This window comes from Polynucleobacter sp. VK25 (assembly GCF_018687355.1).
GTDB lineage: Bacteria > Pseudomonadota > Gammaproteobacteria > Burkholderiales > Burkholderiaceae > Polynucleobacter.
This window is the reverse complement of the sequence record NZ_CP061288.1, coordinates 1-18,909: the sequence shown is the minus strand read 5'-3', so window position 1 is coordinate 18,909 and position 18,909 is coordinate 1. Positions and strand designations below refer to the sequence as shown.

At 45.5% G+C, this 18,909-nt stretch carries 20 protein-coding genes; all 20 read right to left on the bottom strand.

Going from position 1 to position 18,909, the window contains the following annotated elements; genetic code table 11:
* Window positions 1-37 precede the first annotated feature (37 nt).
* Window positions 38-574, bottom strand: coding sequence for a F0F1 ATP synthase subunit delta (locus AOC21_RS00100; RefSeq protein WP_215391851.1), 537 nt, complete (start codon window positions 572-574; stop codon window positions 38-40).
* Window position 575: 1 nt separating this feature from the next.
* Window positions 576-1,046, bottom strand: a complete 471-nt coding sequence (locus AOC21_RS00095) for a F0F1 ATP synthase subunit B (protein WP_215364694.1) — start codon at window positions 1,044-1,046, stop codon at window positions 576-578.
* A gap of 63 nt (window positions 1,047-1,109) precedes the next feature.
* Entirely contained in the window at window positions 1,110-1,376 is a 267-nt protein-coding gene (gene atpE, locus AOC21_RS00090; protein ID WP_011901869.1) for a F0F1 ATP synthase subunit C, read from the bottom strand.
* Window positions 1,377-1,421: 45 nt separating this feature from the next.
* Window positions 1,422-2,297: a F0F1 ATP synthase subunit A gene (gene atpB, locus AOC21_RS00085; RefSeq protein ID WP_215391850.1), complete on the bottom strand. Its 876-nt coding sequence runs from the start codon at window positions 2,295-2,297 to the stop codon at window positions 1,422-1,424.
* Between the two features lie 40 nt (window positions 2,298-2,337).
* Complete coding sequence (locus tag AOC21_RS00080; protein ID WP_215391849.1) at window positions 2,338-2,829, bottom strand: ATP synthase subunit I; 492 nt, start codon at window positions 2,827-2,829, stop codon at window positions 2,338-2,340.
* A 69-nt stretch (window positions 2,830-2,898) separates the two neighbouring features.
* Window positions 2,899-3,789, bottom strand: coding sequence for a ParB/RepB/Spo0J family partition protein (locus AOC21_RS00075; protein ID WP_215391848.1), 891 nt, complete (start codon window positions 3,787-3,789; stop codon window positions 2,899-2,901).
* A gap of 21 nt (window positions 3,790-3,810) precedes the next feature.
* Window positions 3,811-4,581 carry a ParA family protein gene (locus tag AOC21_RS00070; protein WP_215391847.1) on the bottom strand — a complete coding sequence of 257 codons (771 nt, stop codon included), beginning with the start codon at window positions 4,579-4,581 and terminating at the stop codon, window positions 3,811-3,813.
* 18 nt (window positions 4,582-4,599) lie between these two features.
* Window positions 4,600-5,268: a 16S rRNA (guanine(527)-N(7))-methyltransferase RsmG gene (rsmG, locus tag AOC21_RS00065; protein ID WP_215391846.1), complete on the bottom strand. Its 669-nt coding sequence runs from the start codon at window positions 5,266-5,268 to the stop codon at window positions 4,600-4,602.
* Window positions 5,261-7,183: a tRNA uridine-5-carboxymethylaminomethyl(34) synthesis enzyme MnmG gene (gene mnmG / locus AOC21_RS00060; RefSeq protein ID WP_215391845.1), complete on the bottom strand. Its 1,923-nt coding sequence runs from the start codon at window positions 7,181-7,183 to the stop codon at window positions 5,261-5,263. The genes rsmG and mnmG overlap by 8 nt, the downstream gene beginning before the upstream one ends.
* Before the next feature lie 105 nt (window positions 7,184-7,288).
* Complete coding sequence (locus AOC21_RS00055) at window positions 7,289-8,026, bottom strand: TSUP family transporter (RefSeq protein WP_215391844.1); 738 nt, start codon at window positions 8,024-8,026, stop codon at window positions 7,289-7,291.
* Between the two features lie 118 nt (window positions 8,027-8,144).
* Complete coding sequence (locus tag AOC21_RS00050) at window positions 8,145-9,074, bottom strand: branched-chain amino acid ABC transporter permease (RefSeq protein WP_215391843.1); 930 nt, start codon at window positions 9,072-9,074, stop codon at window positions 8,145-8,147.
* Between the two features lie 2 nt (window positions 9,075-9,076).
* Window positions 9,077-9,997: a branched-chain amino acid ABC transporter permease gene (locus tag AOC21_RS00045; protein ID WP_215391842.1), complete on the bottom strand. Its 921-nt coding sequence runs from the start codon at window positions 9,995-9,997 to the stop codon at window positions 9,077-9,079.
* Between the two features lie 16 nt (window positions 9,998-10,013).
* Window positions 10,014-11,240, bottom strand: a complete 1,227-nt coding sequence (locus tag AOC21_RS00040; RefSeq protein WP_215391841.1) for an ABC transporter substrate-binding protein — start codon at window positions 11,238-11,240, stop codon at window positions 10,014-10,016.
* A 22-nt stretch (window positions 11,241-11,262) separates the two neighbouring features.
* Window positions 11,263-11,967 (bottom strand): ABC transporter ATP-binding protein, encoded by a 705-nt coding sequence (locus AOC21_RS00035; RefSeq protein ID WP_215391840.1) that lies wholly within the window; start codon window positions 11,965-11,967, stop codon window positions 11,263-11,265.
* Window positions 11,964-12,731 carry an ABC transporter ATP-binding protein gene (locus AOC21_RS00030; RefSeq protein WP_215391839.1) on the bottom strand — a complete coding sequence of 256 codons (768 nt, stop codon included), beginning with the start codon at window positions 12,729-12,731 and terminating at the stop codon, window positions 11,964-11,966. The genes AOC21_RS00035 and AOC21_RS00030 overlap by 4 nt, the downstream gene beginning before the upstream one ends.
* A 101-nt stretch (window positions 12,732-12,832) precedes the next feature.
* Entirely contained in the window at window positions 12,833-13,051 is a 219-nt protein-coding gene (locus tag AOC21_RS00025; RefSeq protein ID WP_215391838.1) for a DUF3717 domain-containing protein, read from the bottom strand.
* 12 nt (window positions 13,052-13,063) lie between these two features.
* Window positions 13,064-13,558 carry an SET domain-containing protein gene (locus AOC21_RS00020; RefSeq protein ID WP_215391837.1) on the bottom strand — a complete coding sequence of 165 codons (495 nt, stop codon included), beginning with the start codon at window positions 13,556-13,558 and terminating at the stop codon, window positions 13,064-13,066.
* A 2-nt stretch (window positions 13,559-13,560) separates the two neighbouring features.
* Complete coding sequence (gene gyrB, locus AOC21_RS00015; RefSeq protein ID WP_215391836.1) at window positions 13,561-16,059, bottom strand: DNA topoisomerase (ATP-hydrolyzing) subunit B; 2,499 nt, start codon at window positions 16,057-16,059, stop codon at window positions 13,561-13,563.
* Between the two features lie 11 nt (window positions 16,060-16,070).
* Window positions 16,071-17,186, bottom strand: a complete 1,116-nt coding sequence (gene dnaN, locus AOC21_RS00010) for a DNA polymerase III subunit beta (RefSeq protein WP_215391835.1) — start codon at window positions 17,184-17,186, stop codon at window positions 16,071-16,073.
* A 263-nt stretch (window positions 17,187-17,449) separates the two neighbouring features.
* Window positions 17,450-18,877, bottom strand: a complete 1,428-nt coding sequence (gene dnaA, locus AOC21_RS00005; protein ID WP_251371514.1) for a chromosomal replication initiator protein DnaA — start codon at window positions 18,875-18,877, stop codon at window positions 17,450-17,452.
* Window positions 18,878-18,909: the final 32 nt, after the last annotated feature.

Below are 18,909 nucleotides of genomic sequence, written 5' to 3'. Positions count from 1 at the left end.
CCTGGGTCTTATTTCGTATGTTCTTAATAGGGATCACTTATGCGCCAAGACTTGCTTGCATTTGAGCTAACTGGGCCTTAACAGAACTATCCATTACTTCATCGCCAACTTGAATGCGAACTCCGCCAATCAACGTTGGGTCGATTTGAATAGTTGGGCGCAATTCTTTACCCCCAAAGCGCTTCTTCAAACTTGACAACAAATCGTTTAACGCAGACCCCTCTAAAGGGAATGCGCTAGTAATATTTACTTCTGCCGCACCTTCGCTCTTGTTCTTCATTGCTTCAAATTGATGGGCAATTTCAGGAACAGCTGCTAAGCGGTGGTTTTGATTCACAAGATTCAAAAAGCTAGCAACCTTAGGATCTAGCTTGGTTTTCACCATGCCAGAAAGTAACTTGCTTAAATCATCAGCAGATACTTTTGGGTTGTTTGAAAGAGCAGCAACTTCCGGCAAAGCAGCAAGCTGTGCCAATTCGTTTAGCTGCTCTAAACATCCAGCGAGCTCAGCTGACTTGGCGCTTTGAAAAAGCGCTTCAGCATAAGGACGTGCAATAGTGGCTAATTCAGCCATATCAAAGTTCTGCCTTTAGTTGGTCAAGCAACTGGCCATGAGCTTTTGCATCAACTTCGCGACGCAAAATTTGCTCAGCGCCTTTAACAGCAAGAACAGCAACTTCAGCGCGCAACACTTCACGTGCACGAGTTACTTGTTGGTCTGCATCTTGCTTAGCTTGAGAAATGATTCGAGCAGCTTCAGCTTGTGCGTTAGCGCGAATTTCTTCGGCTGACATTTGTGCACGTTTTTCAGCTTCGGCAACGCGTTGAACACCTTCTTGGCGTGCTTTAGTTAATTCTTGCTCAGCTTCATTGCTGGCTAATGCGAGTGCTTCTTTGCCGCGCTCGGCAGCAGCTAAACCATCAGCAATTTTGCTTGAACGCTCATCTAACGCCTTAACTAGCGGTGGCCACACAAAGCGTGCAACAACCCACCATAAGACGAAGAAAACGATCATTTGCGCGAATAGGGTCGCGTTCAGATTCACGATATTCCTTTCAGTATTGTTGAGAACAGTTGGATGACCTCTTGGTCATCCACGCCAAAACAATTACTTAATAACTGCGAGCAGTGGGTTTGCGAAAGCAAACAACATTGCAACACCAACGCCGATCAAGAACGCAGCGTCGATCAAACCAGCCAAAAGGAACATCTTAGTTTGGAGTGGCTCCATCAATTCTGGTTGACGTGCACATGCTTCGATGTACTTGCCGCCCATCAATGCGATACCCAAACATGCACCGATCGCGCCGAGGCCGATGATGATGCCGATACAGATAGCTGTTGAACCTTGAATAGTTGCTAAAAATGCTTGCATGTTGCTGACTCCTGAAGTTAAAAGAGGTAAGTTAAAAATAAAATCTTAGTGATGGCTATGCGCCTGCCCGATGTAAACCAAAGTCAACATCATGAAAATAAAGGCCTGCAACAAAATAACCAAAATGTGGAAGATGGCCCAAGCTGATCCAGCAATAACATGGCCCACCAATCCGAACAGGGATAAATCTAAATTAAAGGTCCATACGCTACCGAGCAGGGCAATCAATAAGAAAACCAATTCGCCAGCGTACATATTGCCAAAAAGTCGCATTCCCAAGGAAACGCCTTTTGCCAAATATTCAATGATGTTCAATGCAAGATTGAATGGGGCCAAATACCATTTCGCGCCGAATGGAGCAGAAATAAGCTCATGCAAGAAGCCGCCAAAACCTTTTACTTTGAAGCTGTAAAAGAACACCAAAACCAATACTGAAAGAGACATGCCCATAGTGGCATTTAAATCGGTTGTAGGAACCAATCTATGGTGCGGCACATGCACGCCAAAACTTTCGATGAAATGATTCACGCCCAAAACCCAATCCACCGGAATTAAGTCGAGGGTATTTAAAAGAATGATCCAGAAAAACACGAAGAGGGCGAGAGGCGCAATAAAAGTACGGTCGCCATGAACGATGCTCTTAGCTTGCGTGTCAACCATCTCCACAATCATTTCCACCAAACACTGGAAGCGGCCAGGGACACCAGGCGTTGCGCGGCGCGCAGCAATCAATAGAATAAATACTGTGATGAGGCCCATTAAAGAGGCCCAAAAAATAGTGTCTAAATTGATAACGCTGAAATCAATAATGGATGACTGTGGCCCACCAGAATTGGTGAGGTTTTGTAAGTGCTCAGAAATGTACGCTGTTGGCGTCATTTGTTCTGCTGCCCCGTGGGCTTGGTTTACTTCGCTAGACATCTCTTAACTAGTCCTTTGTTTCAATCACAATTTTCACTACTTAGCGCCACAACCACGCCAGCCATACGCACTTCAAAGCAAGCAGGTAAGTCACCAACAAAGGGACCCAAAGCACGCCAGGGACGTAATACGCGATCCCTATAAACAACATTAGCGTCACAGCGATTTTGATAAATTCGCCAGAAACTAATGCAGCTAAAAATCTTCCTGGATTTAATCTTTGCGATTTTTTTGCCAACTCCAACCTTATTAAAAATAAAGCTGTAGGCAAGACGCTGATTAAACCACCTAAAAACGCCGACTGAGTATAAAGGCTTACCCCTACCGGCTCCCCAAAAATTGACCAAAACACCATGCTGATAGCCGTAATCAACACTTGGGCCAAAATAATTTTCCACGGCGAAAGGGCTCGGTACTTTGTCGCATCACTTTGCTGCAGTGCAACAATTTCCTCTTTACTGTAAACCCGGATAACTTCTTCAGGCTCATCCCACTCATCCACCTCGGAAAATTGATTTTTTTGAGGAATCAATTTAGCCCCGAAAGTGTAATGTGTGCAGTGCAATATGTCAAAGGATTTGGGGACATTTTTCGACCTAATTTATGACTCAACACCCAACTTTTTTAACAAAGAATCCAACTCATCGAATTGACTAAAGCGAATTCTGAGTTCTCCACCCTTGCCTTTGAGCTTAAATTCTGTGCTCAAACCTATTAAATCTGCTATTTCCTGAGTTAAACGCTGCATATCAGGGTCGCTGCTTGGGGAAGAGGCTCCTGGCTTACTTTTGGCTTTTTTGTCGCCAATTTGACCGCCCGCAATCACCAAAGCAGCGGTCATGCGCTCCGCCTCACGAACAGATAGGCCTTGAGCCGAGATTCTTTGGGCCAAAGCCACCTGGCTAGATCCTGGCAGGGGGAGTAGCGCACGAGCATGGCCCATATCGATATCACCAGCCAACAGCATTGCCTGTACAGGCTTTGCCAGCTGGGCAAGGCGTAATAAGTTGGTAATGGCGCTACGAGATTTACCAACCGCCTTTGCTGCCTGCTCATGTGTAAAACCAAACTCTTCAATCAATCTAGCCAAGCCCTGTGATTCTTCGAGGGGATTTAAATCCTCGCGCTGCATGTTTTCTACCAAAGCCATTGCAGCAGCAGCCTGGTCATCCGCACCAGAAACTAAAACTGGAACCTCTTTTAAACCTGCAATGGTTGCTGCGCGAAAGCGTCGCTCGCCCGCAATAATTTCGTACTTGCCCGGCGCAACTAAGCGCACTAGCAATGGTTGCATCACACCTTGCTCACGAATACTTTCTGCTAATTCTTGTAGCGCACCCGCTTCCATTTTTTGACGTGGTTGATATTTACCCGCTTGCAACGCTGTTAGCGGTAAACGATTGATATCGGTGGAAGGACTTGCTGCTTGAGTCTTTTCTCCAAGCAACGCTTCGAGGCCTCTACCCAATCCTTTTTTCTTAATGGCAACCATGATCTTTTTTCTTTCTACAAATTACATGTGTTTGATGCGCTCAACCATCTCTGCACCAAACTCTAAATAGGCTTTTGCCCCACGCGATGATTTATCAAAGGCAACTCCAGGAAGCCCATAAGAAGGCGCTTCGGCTAAGCGAACGTTGCGCGGAATAATGGTCTTAAATACTTTATCGCCGAAGTGTTCAAGCAGCTGATCAGAAACCTGTTGTTGCAAAGTCATGCGTGCGTCAAACATCACGCGCAACAAACCAATAATGACCAGATCAGGATTTAAATTCGCATGAACTTGTTTGATGGTATTTACCAAATCAGATAAACCCTCTAGTGCAAAGTACTCACACTGCATTGGAACAATCACACCGTTAGCCGCACACAATCCGTTCAGTGTGAGCAATGACAGTGCGGGCGGACAATCAATCAAAATAAAATCGTAATCATTGGCATCTTGTGCGAGCGCATCTTTCAAGCGGGATTCGCGTGCATCGATGTCAACCAGTTCAATTTCTGCACCAGCCAAATCTCTATTTGCAGGTAAAACATCGTAGCCAGAGCTCTCGCAACGCTGCACACAATCTTTCACGGATGCCAAACCAATGAGAACTTGATAAACACTATTGTTCAGATCTGCTTTTTCTACTCCGGAGCCCATAGTGGCATTGCCTTGTGGGTCTAAATCAACCAATAAGACACGCTGCATGAGGCCGGCCAAACCCGCCGCCAAGTTAACAGCAGTCGTGGTCTTGCCAACGCCGCCTTTTTGATTTGCAATGCAGAAAATTTTTGCCATAGCTACTTTTTGATTTGCTTAAGAGGTGAGGGGTGATTTTCTCACGGGGGTCAGCACCAAAAGGCGTCGCTCCACCGCTAAATTCGGGATATGTAGTGGCTCGTCGGCCACTAGCCGCCAGTCTTCCATGCAAACATCTTGCATTTCTTCGTCGGCCCGCTTCGCTTTCATGGCAAAGACTAGGCCATCATGCTTTAAAAAGGGCAATGAAAGCTCTAAAAAACGCGCAAGGTTTGTAAATGCGCGAGAAATCACTGCATCAAATTGTGCTGGTTGTTGCACCGCAGCATCTTCAACTCGCTCGCAGAGTACTTCAATGTTTTTTAGCTTTAACTTCCCACGCACATGCTGTAGAAACGCCGTCTTCTTGCGGATGGCCTCAATCAGCGAAATTTGCCACTCCGGCTGAACAATGGCAATGGGGATCGCGGGCAGCCCACCCCCAGAACCAAGATCAGCAATCTTGGGTGAGGGGCCTTTTAAAAACCGCCTTAATACCGGTAAAACTGCAATGGAATCAATAAGATGCAGTCGAATGGAATCTTTCTCGCCCTCAATTGCTGTGAGATTATGAACCTGATTCCAGCGTCCCATTTCCTGCAAAAACAACTCTAGATCAGCAATATTGGTCGAGCTTAATTCGAGACCAAGTTCCTCAATGCCTAAGGCGAGCAACCCCTCACTCATGAGTTTCTTGGGTACGTCCCAAACCTTTTTTCAGGTGCACCAACAAAAGGGAGAGGGCGGCAGGAGTAACCCCGGAAATGCGTCCAGCCTGACCCAATGTTTCGGGTTTATGCAAATTGAGCTTTTGTTGAACCTCTTTGGAAAGGCCGATAACCTGCGAATAGTCCAGCGACTCTGGCAGCGGAAATGTCTCGTTATGCTCTTGACGAGCAATTTCAGTCGCCTGACGCTCAATATAGCCCTGGTATTTAATTGAGATTTCTACCTGATCACTAATTTGAGCTGCCAAACCAAGATCATCATCCAGGGTTTCTGGGGCCCACATTCCATCACCCAAGGCAGTGATTGCCTCATAAGTAACGCCAGGACGCCTCAACAACTCAGTTAGACTGCACTCATGGGATAGATCTTGGCCTAGCAACTGCGAAACTAAAGGTGCCGCCTCGTGCTTTGGACCAATCCAAATATCTTGCAAACGAGATGTTTCACGTGAAACAGCCTCCTGTTTTCTGCAAAAGACCTCCCAACGATGATCATCCACTAAACCAAGTTCACGCCCAATCGTAGTTAGACGCATATCTGCGTTATCTTCACGCAAGCTTAGGCGATACTCGGCGCGGCTAGTAAACATGCGATACGGCTCCTGAACACCGCGGGTTATCAGATCATCTACTAGAACCCCAATATAAGACTCGCTGCGCTTCGGCAACCAAGGCTCTTTGCCCTTGGAGGCTAAACCCGCGTTTATTCCAGCAAGCATGCCCTGTGCCGCAGCCTCTTCATACCCTGTAGTGCCATTAATCTGACCAGCAAAATAAAGGCCGGCAATTACCCTCGTCTCAAGACTGTGGCGCAATTGGCGCGGATCAAAGAAGTCATACTCGATTGCATAACCAGGGCGGACAATAACTGCGGATTCCATGCCTCGGATGCTGCGAACCAAGTCCCACTGAACATCAAAAGGCAGGCTAGTAGATATTCCATTGGGGTAAAACTCATTAGTTGTTAGACCCTCTGGCTCCAAAAAGATCTGGTGACTATTTCTAGAAGCAAAGCGATGAATCTTGTCTTCTATGGATGGGCAGTAACGGGGACCAACACCCTCAATCACGCCCGTATACATTGGCGAACGGTCTAAGCCACCACGAATAATGTCGTGAGTACGCTCATTTGTATGAGAAATCCAGCAGGGGACCTGTTTAGGGTGCTGCTCAGGACGACCCAAATATGAGAATACTGGCACCGGGTCTAAATCTCCCGGCTGCTCCAGCATGACAGAAAAGTCGATAGTGCGACCATCAATGCGAGGTGGGGTACCAGTCTTGAGCCTTCCCTGGGGGAGTTTCAATTCTTTTAATCTAGCCGATAAAGAAACTGCAGCAGGATCGCCAGCGCGACCGCCCGCATGATTGTTTAGACCCACATGAATCTTGCCATCTAAAAAGGTGCCTGCCGTTAGGACCACCTTTTTAGCCATGAACTCCAGGCCCATTTGGGTAACCACACCCTGAACCTCATCACCCTTTACCAATAGATCATCAACCGCCGCTTGGAAAAGGGTCAAATTTGGTTGATTTTCGAGGCGGCGACGAATGGCCGCCTTATATAGAACTCGGTCCCCTTGAGCGCGGGTAGCCCGAACAGCAGGGCCCTTGCTTGAGTTGAGGATTCTAAATTGAATGCCAGCCTCATCGGTAGCGGCGGCCATTGCACCGCCCATGGCATCAATTTCTTTAACTAAGTGTCCTTTGCCAATCCCGCCAATAGACGGATTACAACTCATGGCGCCTAGACTTTCAATGCTATGAGTAATTAATAGTGTGTCACAACCCATGCGGGCAGATGCAAGGGCAGCCTCAGTCCCGGCGTGACCGCCGCCAACCACGATGACATCGAAACTTTTGGAATAACGCATGATTTGCCTCAGATAGGGCGATGATCATAGCATTTTGTTTGTTTCACGTGAAACAAAAATGAGCAAAACCCTCAGAAAAAAATACTTATTTTCTAAGCTATTGATTTAATTGATGAAATAGGCGTTCCAGGCGGACTTTAATATCAGCACACTCACAATCACTAGAAAGGCCTTTCTCACAAAGGCGCTACCATGCTGAATTGCAAGCCGACTACCGAACTGGCTTCCGGCGATATTAGCAACCATCATAGCCAAACCAAGCGGCCAGTTAATTTGTCCAAGACTGGCTAACATCAAAATTGCAGCTAGATTTGTCGCAACATTCACCAACTTAGTAGCGGCTGAGGCATGCAGAAAATCAAAGCCAAAAAAGCGGACAAAACCAAACAGTAAAAAGCTACCAGTGCCGGGCCCAAAAAAGCCATCATAAAAACCAATGGTTAAACCAAGAACTACACCCTTAACCTGCTGAAGGCGCCCAATAATTTTTGGTGTGTGCGCCTCTCCAAGTGAGGGCTGAAACCAGGTGTATAGCAGGAGAAACAACAAAACAAATGGCAACGCTTTTCGCAAAGGCTCTGCAGGAAAATTACTAACCGCATTCGCACCCATAAGGGAGCCAACAAAACCCGCAATAATTGCCGGCAAAACAATTGCCCACGGCAATGACACATGACGTAAATATTTTCTTGCGGCATTTAATGTTCCACCAACCGCAGAAACTTTATTGGTTGAGAGTAGTGTTGCTGGTGGAGCCTCAGGGTAAGCGGCAAACAAAGCTGGCACCTGAATCAAGCCTCCGCCGCCAGCCACAGCGTCCACTAAGCCCGCAAAGAAAGCCATTGCCAAAAGCAATGGCCAAATGAAAATTGAAAATTCGATAAGAGTCTCTTTTAATTAAATGAGGGTGGCGCTTTTCGCGCCACCCTAAAAATCAAATAATAAAAGGAAAAACAAAACCTTAGTTTTTGTTTTTATAGTGCGCAGCAATTTCACCTACAACGCCACGACGGAACGCTAAAACACAAATCACAAAAATGAATCCCGTTGCAATCGTGCTCCAAGAACCAATGTTTGCTAAATAGTTTTGTAGCCCAACAACAATACCGGCGCCAACTACAGGTCCAAGGATGGTTCCCATGCCACCAAGCAAAGTCATCAACACAACCTCACCTGACATATGCCAATGAACATCGGTCAAGGTTGCCAATTGGAATACCAGAGATTTCATGGATCCAGCCAAGCCTGAAAGGGCGGCAGAAATGACAAAAGACATTAACTTGAATCGATCAACATCGTATCCCAAAGAAATGGCACGGGGCTCATTCTCACGAATTGCCTTAAGAACCTGACCAAATGGGGAATGCACTGCGCGCATGATTACAGCAAAGCCGAAGAGGAAGACAGCTAAAACAAAGTAATACATGGCAACGTCATTTTTTAAGTCGATTAGACCAAACAACATGCCGCGTGGCACACCTTGAATTCCATCTTCACCGCCAGTGAACGGAAGTTGGACCGCTAAGAAGTAAACCATTTGCGAAAGGGCTAAAGTCACCATCGCAAAATAAATACCCTGTCTGCGTATAGCCAACGAGCCTATTAAGAACCCAAGAACGCCGGAGCCAAGAACACCAAGCACAATGCCCAACTCAGGGGAAAGGCCCGCCTCTTTACAAAGATAGGCGGTAATGTAAGCGGCGGTTCCAAAAAAAGCCGCATGCCCAAAAGACAGTAGGCCAGTAAAGCCGAGTAACAAATTAAATGCGCAAGCAAAAAGGGCGAAACACAACACCTTCATTGCAAATACTAGATAGATGAAGTCCTGGAACGGCAATAGCAAAGCAATCAGAACCAGGATGCCGTAAAGCAATTTTGTTTTTGGGTTCATGTTTATTTCTCCCGCCCAAACAGTCCAGCAGGACGAATCAATAAAACAATTGCCATGATCACAAAAATCACAACACCAGAAGCCTCTGGGTAAAAGACTTTAGTAAGGCCCTCAACAAGGCCTAAACCTAAACCAGTCAGAATGGCGCCCATGATAGAGCCCATACCGCCAATCACCACTACAGCAAAAACAACGATGATGAGGTTAGAACCCATCAGTGGATTTACTTGGAAAATTGGGGCCGCCAACACACCAGCAAAACCCGCTAGACCAACGCCATAAGCGTAGGCCAAGGAAATCATCAAAGGAACATTAATACCAAAAGCTTGCAGCAATTTTGGGTTTTCAGTTCCAGCGCGCAGATAAGCGCCTAATTTTGTTCTCTCAATGACATACCAAGTGGAGAAGCAAACCACCAGGGAAATCACCACAACCCATACACGATACTTTGGCAAGATGATGCCAAGAGACTCAAGAGGAATCGCACCCTGCAAAATCTCTGGAGCCGGGTAGCTCTCACCTGAAATTCCATACCAATGACGGAACATACCTTCAATAATTAAAGCCAAACCAAACGTTAACAACAAGCCATATAAATGGTCGAGGTGATAGAGGCGACGAAGCATCGTCCGCTCAAGAATAAGTCCAAATCCCGCCAGCACCAGCGGGACAACAATAAGGGCAAACCAATAATTGATAGACAACTCTGGGAAGCCGAGCCATTGGCTAATCTGAGTTAAGCCAATCCAGGCAACAAATGCACCCATGGTGTATTGAGCACCATGTGCAAAATTAATGATGTTGAGAAGGCCAAAAATGATGGCCAATCCCAAGCTCAATATGGCGTAAAACGAGCCATTAATAAGCCCCACCAAGAGCTGGGCGACCAGCCCTTGAGGGGTAATTCCAAGAAGTTCAAACATACTAGATAGAGATCAATTACTTGTTAGTAACCAGCTTGCATCGTGACAATGAAAGTGGTTGTGTTGCTTCGGCAGCAGGAATCACAGCCTTAACGTTGTAATAGTCCCATGGGCTTGTAGACTCTGAGGGCTTCTTAACTTCTAACAAATACATGTCGTGCTCAAACTTACCGTCGGCACGAATCTTGCCTTTGAAGAGGCCGTCATCAATGTTGGTAGATTTCAAAGCCTTCATTACAGCCTGCGTGTCGTCAGTTCCAGCTTTTTGCACAGCGCTTAAGTACGCCAAAACGGATGAATAAACACCAGCCTGAACGCTGGTTGGCATACGCTTATGTTGCAAAATAAAACGCTTAGCAAAGGCGCGAGTCTTGTCATCTTTATCCCAATAGAAACCCTCTGTGAGGTACATACCTTGTGCCGCAGGCAGACCCAAAGAGTGCACGTCGGAGATAAACATTAGCAAAGGAACAACGGTTTGCTTTTTGTTAATTCCAAACTCAGATGCTTGCTTGACGCTGTTGATTGTGTCTTGTCCAGCATTTGCTAAAGCAACCACATCCGCTCCGCTAGCCTGGGCCTTTAGGAGGTAAGAAGAAAAGTCGCTGTTTGGGAATGGGTGTTTACTGGTGCCCAACACCTTGCCACCGTTAGCAGTCACAACGTTGGTTGAATCCTTCTCCAATGCCGCGCCGAAAGCATAGTCAGCGGTAATAAAGTACCAATTCTTTTTGCCCTGCTTTACAACAGCCTTAGCTGTACCGTTTGAAAGCGCATAAGTGTCATAGGTCCAATGGACGTTATTAGCAGTACATTTCTCATTGGTAATTGGTAAAGAGGCTGCGCCAGAAACCAAAGTAATTTTGTTCTTTTGTTCGGCAACTTCCATCACAGCCAAGGCTACGTTGGTTGAAACCAACTCAACAATCACATCCACACCGTCTTTGTCGTACCATTCGCGCGCCTTGTTTGCAGCGATGTCCGCCTTGTTTTGGTGGTCGGCGCTTACAAGCTCAATCTTCTTTCCAATAACTGTTCCGTCTTTGGAAAAGTCGGCAATTGCCATCTTTGCTGCAATGACTGCACCGGGACCAGCCAAATCAGAGTATGTTGAAGAAAGGTCGGTTAACACACCAATCTTTACAACATCACCACTTACTTTTGATCCACTTTGCGCAAAGGCTGGGTTTGAACCAAACATGGTGGCCGCAACCAGACATGCGGTTATTTGCTTTAACTTCATTACCGTCTCCTATAGAAATCCACTAAACACCAAGATACTCATTTAATAAAGTTGCTTTTTCAGCAAGCTCACTTTGATTTACAACCTCAACCACATTTCCATGCTCAACAACATAATGGCGATCGGCCAAGGGTGCTGCAAAACGGAAATTCTGCTCGACCAACACAATCGTGAAACCTTTATTGCGCAAGCTGGTAACTACCTCACCGAGCTTCTGGACAATCACTGGGGCCAAGCCCTCAGTAATCTCATCCAACAACAGCAGCTTGGCGCCAGTTCTTAAGATCCGCGCCATTGCAAGCATTTGCTGCTCACCTCCCGATAAGCGTGTGCCAGGGCTATTTCTTCTCTCGTAAAGGTTTGGGAACATTTCATAAATCTCATCCAATCCCATGCCGCCAGGAGCAATTTCCGGCAAAAGCAATAAGTTTTCTTCAGCGCTTAGGCTTGCAAAAATTCCACGCTCTTCAGGACAAAAACCGACACCCAAGCGAGCAATCTTGTAGGTAGGTGTAGAGATGGTCTCCGTACCATAAACCTCTACAGACCCTGTTCTCTTGCTAGTTAAGCCCAAGATGGTTTTTAGAATGGTGCTTCGCCCGGCGCCATTTCTACCCAACAAAGTAACAACCTCGCCATCACGCACGGCAAAATTCACACCATGCAAAATATGGGACTCACCATACCAAGACTCTAAATTTTTAACCTCTAGCGCCATAGTGCTCATAGGTTGTCTCCCCCATGGCTTCCCATATACGCCTCAACAACCAACGGGTTGTTTGAAACCTCGTGATACGAACCCTCTGCCAGAACTGAGCCTCGCTGCAAAACCGTAATTCGATCGGCAATCGAAGAAACCACCTTCATATTGTGCTCAACCATCAAAATGGTGCGGCCCTTGGCTACCCGATCAATCAACTCCGTTACACGCTCTACATCCTCGTGGCCCATACCTTGTGTTGGCTCATCCAAAAGCATCAATTCAGGCTCCATAGCCAAGGTAGTGGCGATCTCGAGCGCCCTTTTTCGACCATAAGCAAGATTCAGGGTTTCCTCGTTGGCGAAGTCCTCTAAACCAACCTCATGGAGAAGCTCTAAAGCGCGCTCATTAAGCACATTGAGTGAGTCACCGGATTTCCAGAAATGAAACTCGGTGCCCAAACCTCGTTGCAGTGCAACACGAACATTTTCGATAACCGTTAAATGTGGGAACACCGCAGAAATTTGGAAAGAGCGAATCACGCCCCGACGGGCAATTTGTGCGGGAGCCTCATTTGTAATGTCTAAACCATTAAACAGGATTTGACCGCTACTGGGCTCCAAGAACTTCGTTAGCAAATTGAAGCAGGTAGTCTTGCCCGCCCCATTGGGACCAATCAAAGCATGAATAGTTCCACGAGTGACATCTAGATTCACATCGGTAACCGCAGAAAACCCCTTAAATGATTTTCCCAGTCCAATTGTTTTTAATATTGTTTCTTGCAATCTCATACCCTCTACCCCCTACTTGGGAGCAAGAATATGAGAATACCCCAAGATAGCTGGGCTATATATAGCAATTACCCTAAAAAATGCAGGGTGACCAAAGAAAACTATTGAGAGATTTTTTGAAATTGTTGAATCGCTGATCGTGCCAGCTCATCCAAAACATCCACAGGCACCCGCTGAGCGCCCTGCACAATCATGAGTGCGTATGGCTTGGCTAGAGCTGACGCCTCCGGACAGATTCGCAATTCATCGCCCTCTGATGGAGACTGACTGCGCCAGTAATTGATGGCAGCCTCTAACTCTTGGATTGTTACAAACAACATGAAAATTATTTTTTACTTATCTTTGGTTGCAAGCATGGTACCGCGGCATTTTTTCGCCCCACAACGACACTCGTAGTCTTTTTTCATTTGCTTGGTGATCCTGCCTTCAATATCAAGTGAATAGTCGTAAAACAACTCTTCCCCAACCTTAAGGGCGCGTTTTGCATAAATAAAAACTCTTGGCTCGCCATTAAAGCTGTCTTCACGAGTTTCGCAAATGGGTTTGCAGGAATGATTAATCCAGCGGGCTGCATTGCCGCCGTACTTTGCATCAATTACACGGCCATCTTCCAATGAAAAATAGAAGGTGTGGTTTGGGTCCTTGGGATCGTGTGGGTGGCGCTTTTCTGCCAACTTCCAACTAATGCGCTCACCCTTGTACTCAATGATTGCCTGGCCTTTTTTAATTGGCTTTGCAACAAAGACGCCCTTGCCGTGAATGGGCGAAGATTTAACAACGATAGAAGATCGATCCACCTTTGGTGGTTTTAACTTTTTGTTTGCCATTTTTAAACGTCTAAGTTTCGAGCAATAAGAGCGTTCTTTTCAATAAACGCACGACGAGGCTCAACCTCATCTCCCATGAGTGTTGTAAATACTTGATCAGCAGCAATCGCGTCTTCAATCTTGACTTGTAACAGCGTTCTAGAACTTGCATCCATGGTGGTTTCCCATAACTGGGATGGGTTCATCTCACCAAGACCTTTGTAACGCTGACGACTTAATACGCGCTCTGCCTCGGACAACAACCATGCAAAGGCAGCCCTAAAGTCGCCAATTGTTTGTTCTTTTTGGTTTTTGTCTGGATCGCCGCGACGTACTTTAGAGCCAGGCACCACTTTGCCAGACAAAACTGCAGCTGCATTTGCAAGGCTTTGATAATCATCACCCTGAACAAAATCAGAGTTAATAGAAGACAGTTTTAGGTTTCCATGAATTCGGCGCGAGAGCAACAAACGGAAGCGCTCAGTGCGATCTTCTTTTTGCACAATAATTTCTGGTGGCACAGCCAGCGGGTTCAATGAATCTGCAAGCGCTTGTCGCAGACGATCGGCTGACTCGTTTGCGGACTTTTCTGTATCAAGGTTCAGTGAGGTGCCAGAGGCAATAGCACGCAGAGCGTCCTCATCGATAGTGCGCGACAAGCGATCCACAATCGATTGAATTACTTGGTAGTGCTTGGCTAGCTCATTTAGTGCGTCGCCTTCAATAACTTCGCCGGCAGGCGTTACCAGTGACGCGGACTCTAAGGCGATTTTTAATAACAACTGATTAAGCTCGTTGTCATCTTTAATGTATTGTTCGTTTTTACCAAACTTCACTTTATAAAGTGGTGGTTGAGCGATATAGATGTGGCCACGCTCAATCAACTCTGGCATCTGTCTGTAGAAGAACGTTAATAACAACGTACGAATGTGGCTGCCGTCTACGTCCGCGTCAGTCATGATGATGATGCGGTGATAGCGAAGTTTGTCGGCCTTATATTCTTCGATGCCAATACCAGTTCCGAGAACAGTGATTAAGGTAACCACCTCTTGGCTAGCAAGCATTTTGTCAAAACGTGCTTTTTCTACGTTCAGAATTTTTCCCTTTAAAGGGAGAATCGCTTGGAAGCGACGATCACGACCTTGTTTGGCAGATCCGCCCGCGGAGTCACCCTCAACAATAAAGAGTTCGGACTTGGTTGGATCCTTCTCTTGGCAGTCAGCCAATTTACCAGGCAACCCAAGGCCATCCAATACACCCTTGCGTCTCGTCATATCACGAGCTTTACGCGCCGCCTCACGTGCACGAGCCGCGTCAACAATTTTTCCGCACAAAATCTTTGCATCTGCTGGGCGCTCTTGCAAATAGGCACTCAAAGCTTCGGCAACAATTTCTTCTACAGGTCCACGAACCTCACTAGAAACCAACTTGTCTTTAGTTTGGCTGGAGAATTTTGGTTCCGGTACTTTTACAGACAAAACGCAGGCCAAACCTTCGCGCATGTCATCACCAGAAATTTCTACTTTTGCTTTTTTGGCAACTTCATTCTCATCAATATATTTGTTGATGACACGTGTCATTGCTGCGCGCAAACCTGTTAAGTGTGTACCGCCATCCCTTTGGGGAATATTGTTGGTAAAACAAAGAACTTGTTCACTAAAGCTGTCGTTCCACTGCATAGATACTTCAGCAGTAATTTGACCACCAAGATCGGATGGACGAACACCTTCAGCATAAAAAATATTAGGGTGCAATACATTTTTAGTTTGGTTGATATATTCAACAAAACCTTTAACGCCGCCAGAGAAAGCAAAATCTTCTTCTTGACCAGTGCGTTGATCAATCAACTTAATGTGAACACCGTTATTTAAGAAGGAGAGTTCACGAATACGTTTAACTAAAATCTCGTAATGGAACTCTACATTTCCAAAAATGGTCTCATCAGCTAAAAAGTGAACTTCTGTTCCCGAGAGTTCGGTATCACCGGTAACTGTAATCGGAGAAACTGCAACACCATTCTCTTCAACAACATTACGATTTTGAATAACACCGCGTGCAAACTCCATATAGTGCGCCTTGCCATCACGACGAATGGTCAACTTCAACCATTTAGATAGCGCGTTTACGCAACTAACACCTACACCATGTAAACCACCGGATACTTTATAGCTGTTTTGGTCGAACTTACCACCAGCATGCAACTCAGTCATTACGATTTCAGCGGCACTACGTTTTGGTTCATGCTTATCGTCGTATTTAATACCTGTTGGAACACCGCGGCCATTATCAACAATAGAAATAGAGTTATCAGTTTGAATAACCACCGTAATTTCAGAGCAATATCCTGCTAAAGCTTCATCAATTGAGTTATCCAATACCTCGAACACAAGGTGGTGCAAGCCTGTACCGTCGGAGGTATCTCCGATGTACATACCAGGACGTTTACGAACAGCCTCAAGACCCTCTAGGATTTGAATCGATGCAGCGCCGTACTGCTCTACTACTTTTTTTTCTTCAGTCATTTTTTTCTAAGTTAAATACGCATTGGCATCACAACATACTTAAAGCTCTCTGAGCCAGGCAGAGTAATCACAGCACTACTGTTTGCATCACCCAAACTAATTTGAATTTTTTCATTCTTTAGGTTTGATAAAACGTCCAGCAAATAGCTGACGTTAAAACCAATCTCTACAGCGTCACCAGCATAATCAGTTTCAATTTCCTCTTGAGCCTCTTCTTGCTCAGCATTGGTGGATTGGATGGTGATTCGATTTGGAGATAAAGAAAAACGGACACCTTTAAATTTATCTGTCGTCAAAATAGCCGCACGTTGCAAAGCAGATTGCAGAGCATCACGCCCAACTACTAATGAGTTTTTCTGCCCCTTTGGGATAACTCTTTGGAAGTCCGGGAATTTACCTTCAACCAGTTTTGAAATTAACTCAATGTCACCAAAAGAAAACTTCACTTGATTTGCGGTCAAACTGATATCTAAAGACTCGTCAGAATCTTCCAATAAATGCTGGCACTCTAAAATAGTTTTGCGAGGAATAATGATTTCCTGTTTTTGACCAGAACCAGATGGTGCTTCAGCTAATTCAACTTGCGAATAAGCAAGGCGATGACCATCTGTTGCAACAGCGACCACTTCCTTGCCTTCAATAACCAACAACATACCGTTAAGGTAATAGCGAATATCTTGTTGAGCCATTGAAAAATGAACTTGGCTAATGAGTTGGCGAAAGCTTTTCTGCGACATCTTCCATGCAGCAGTCACCTCACCAACACTTTGCATTACTGGGAACTCAGTCGCAGACAAGGTTTGCAAAGAGAAACGACTCTTGCCGCTTTGAACCACCATCTTATTGTCTTTGAGATTTAAAGATACTGGGCCCTCTGGAAGAGCTCGCAAAATATCTAATAACTTTCTTGCAGCAACAGTGGTGGTGACATCTTCAGTACCAACACCGAAGTTGGCATTGGTTGTAATTTGGATTTCAATATCTGTAGAGATAAATGAAACTTTCTCACCTATTTTTTTAAACAATAGGTTTGCCAAAATTGGCAGCGTGTGTCTACGTTCAACAATTCCACTAACAACCTGAAGTGGTTTTAGTAGGCTATCGCGAGAAGTGTTAACGAGTTGCATTGCTTTTAAATCCTTGTATATATCTTAGTAGTAATAGTAATAAGGGTTTGAAATTCCGTGGATAAGTCAAAAACCCTTTTTAAAACAACACATTGAAGACTAAAAAACCTGTGGAAAACTCTTGTATAAACGCTGCATAAAAAGGGGATAACTTTTAAACGACACCCTATTTTTGCATGAAGCTGAGTCTTTCCACAATTTATCCACACCCAATCCCCAAACTTATCCCTAGGGTTGTCCACAAACTTATCCACAGGCAAAAATTACGCCTTCAAGGTTTGTTCAATAACGTGAATCTCATGGTTTAGTTGTCCGTCATGTGCCCGCTCATCCGCAATCTTCCGAACGGCGTGTAAAACGGTTGTATGGTCTCTGCCGCCAAACAACTCACCTATCTCAGGAAGGCTCTTTTGGGTGAGCTCTTTAGCCATAAACATCGCGATTTGGCGCGGCCTAGCAATATTGGCCGGACGCTTTTTAGAATACATGTCAGCCACCTTAATGCTATAAAAATCAGCAACCGCCTTTTGAATGTTTTCGACAGAGATTTGACGGTTTTGAATAGAGAGCAAGTCTTTCAGTGCTGTTCTGGCAACCTCAATAGTTACCTCGCGACCATGAAAGCGCACGTAAGCCAAAATCTTCCTTAAAGCCCCCTCTAGCTCACGAACATTGGAACGTAGGTGTTTAGCCACAAAGAAGGCAACATCTTCACTCATGGGGATGCCCTCGCTTATCGCTTTTTTCATCAAAATAGCGACGCGCATTTCAAGTTCGGGCGGCTCTATTGCAACCGTTAGGCCTGAGTCAAAACGAGAAATAAGGCGATCATCAATACCCGCCATTTCCTTGGGGTAGGTGTCGCTGGTGATGATGACCTGTGCTTTATTGCTTAATAAGGCCTCAAAGGCATAGAAAAACTCTTCTTGAGTTCTGGATTTGCCACTAAAAAATTGAATATCGTCAATTAACAAGAGATCTAAAGAGTGGTAGTAGCGCTTAAAGCGGTCAAAAGCCTTTTGTTGGTAAGCGCGAACCACATCAGAAACATATTGTTCCGCGTGGATATAGCGAATTCTGGCATTTGGCTTCTCTTTTAAGAGGTGGTTACCAATGGCGTGAATTAAATGGGTCTTTCCCAAGCCCACCCCACCATATAAAAACATGGGGTTGTAGGATGTTCCGGGGTTGTGTGCAACCTGAATTGATGCTGCTCGGGCCAATTGGTTGGCCTTACCGGTTACAAATGTGTCAAAAGTAAGGTTTGGGTTTAACTTCGAGTGGTCCTCAATCTCAAAAGCGCTTTCTTCAACCGAGATACTGGGTTCTACAACCTCAACTGAGGCGGCTTTTTGTATGGGCTCATCAATGATCGTTGGTGTTGCCACATTTGTAGCGCCACCTTCCACCGCCAATGTAAAACCGACATTAATGGGGCGACCAAAATATTGGGAGGCCAACTCTTGGAATCGGTCAGCGAAGGTCTTTTTAATCCAATCTAACTTAAAACGATTGGGTGCGCCTATTGTTAGTAAGTCATCACTCTCAATAAAGGACAATAAAGTAAGGGGTTGAATCCATGTTTTAAACTGTTGGGGTGACAGTTCGCGGGATAAAATGCCAATAGCATCATCCCAAAATCCCAGTGGGCTAATTGAATTCAAGGCGGGGGGATTGTGTAGGTTGCTCATATTTTTGGAGGATCCATTGTAGCGATGCTCCA

Excerpts from the sequence above, each read along its gene's own strand:
- AOC21_RS00100 (WP_215391851.1), bottom strand. The coding sequence starts at position 574 with ATGGCTGAATTAGCCACTATTGCACGTCCTTATGCTGAAGCGCTTTTT.
- atpE (WP_011901869.1), bottom strand. The coding sequence starts at position 1,376 with ATGCAAGCATTTTTAGCAACTATTCAAGGTTCAACAGCTATCTGTATC.
- atpB (WP_215391850.1), bottom strand. The coding sequence starts at position 2,297 with ATGTCTAGCGAAGTAAACCAAGCCCACGGGGCAGCAGAACAAATGACG.
- AOC21_RS00075 (WP_215391848.1), bottom strand. The coding sequence starts at position 3,789 with ATGGTTGCCATTAAGAAAAAAGGATTGGGTAGAGGCCTCGAAGCGTTG.
- AOC21_RS00070 (WP_215391847.1), bottom strand. The coding sequence starts at position 4,581 with ATGGCAAAAATTTTCTGCATTGCAAATCAAAAAGGCGGCGTTGGCAAG.
- rsmG (WP_215391846.1), bottom strand. The coding sequence starts at position 5,268 with ATGAGTGAGGGGTTGCTCGCCTTAGGCATTGAGGAACTTGGTCTCGAA.
- mnmG (WP_215391845.1), bottom strand. The coding sequence starts at position 7,183 with ATGCGTTATTCCAAAAGTTTCGATGTCATCGTGGTTGGCGGCGGTCAC.
- AOC21_RS00055 (WP_215391844.1), bottom strand. The coding sequence starts at position 8,026 with ATGGCTTTCTTTGCGGGCTTAGTGGACGCTGTGGCTGGCGGCGGAGGC.
- AOC21_RS00050 (WP_215391843.1), bottom strand. The coding sequence starts at position 9,074 with ATGAACCCAAAAACAAAATTGCTTTACGGCATCCTGGTTCTGATTGCT.
- AOC21_RS00045 (WP_215391842.1), bottom strand. The coding sequence starts at position 9,997 with ATGTTTGAACTTCTTGGAATTACCCCTCAAGGGCTGGTCGCCCAGCTC.
- AOC21_RS00040 (WP_215391841.1), bottom strand. The coding sequence starts at position 11,240 with ATGAAGTTAAAGCAAATAACCGCATGTCTGGTTGCGGCCACCATGTTT.
- AOC21_RS00035 (WP_215391840.1), bottom strand. The coding sequence starts at position 11,967 with ATGAGCACTATGGCGCTAGAGGTTAAAAATTTAGAGTCTTGGTATGGT.
- AOC21_RS00030 (WP_215391839.1), bottom strand. The coding sequence starts at position 12,731 with ATGAGATTGCAAGAAACAATATTAAAAACAATTGGACTGGGAAAATCA.
- AOC21_RS00025 (WP_215391838.1), bottom strand. The coding sequence starts at position 13,051 with ATGTTGTTTGTAACAATCCAAGAGTTAGAGGCTGCCATCAATTACTGG.
- AOC21_RS00020 (WP_215391837.1), bottom strand. The coding sequence starts at position 13,558 with ATGGCAAACAAAAAGTTAAAACCACCAAAGGTGGATCGATCTTCTATC.
- gyrB (WP_215391836.1), bottom strand. The coding sequence starts at position 16,059 with ATGACTGAAGAAAAAAAAGTAGTAGAGCAGTACGGCGCTGCATCGATT.
- dnaN (WP_215391835.1), bottom strand. The coding sequence starts at position 17,186 with ATGCAACTCGTTAACACTTCTCGCGATAGCCTACTAAAACCACTTCAG.
- dnaA (WP_251371514.1), bottom strand. The coding sequence starts at position 18,877 with ATGAGCAACCTACACAATCCCCCCGCCTTGAATTCAATTAGCCCACTG.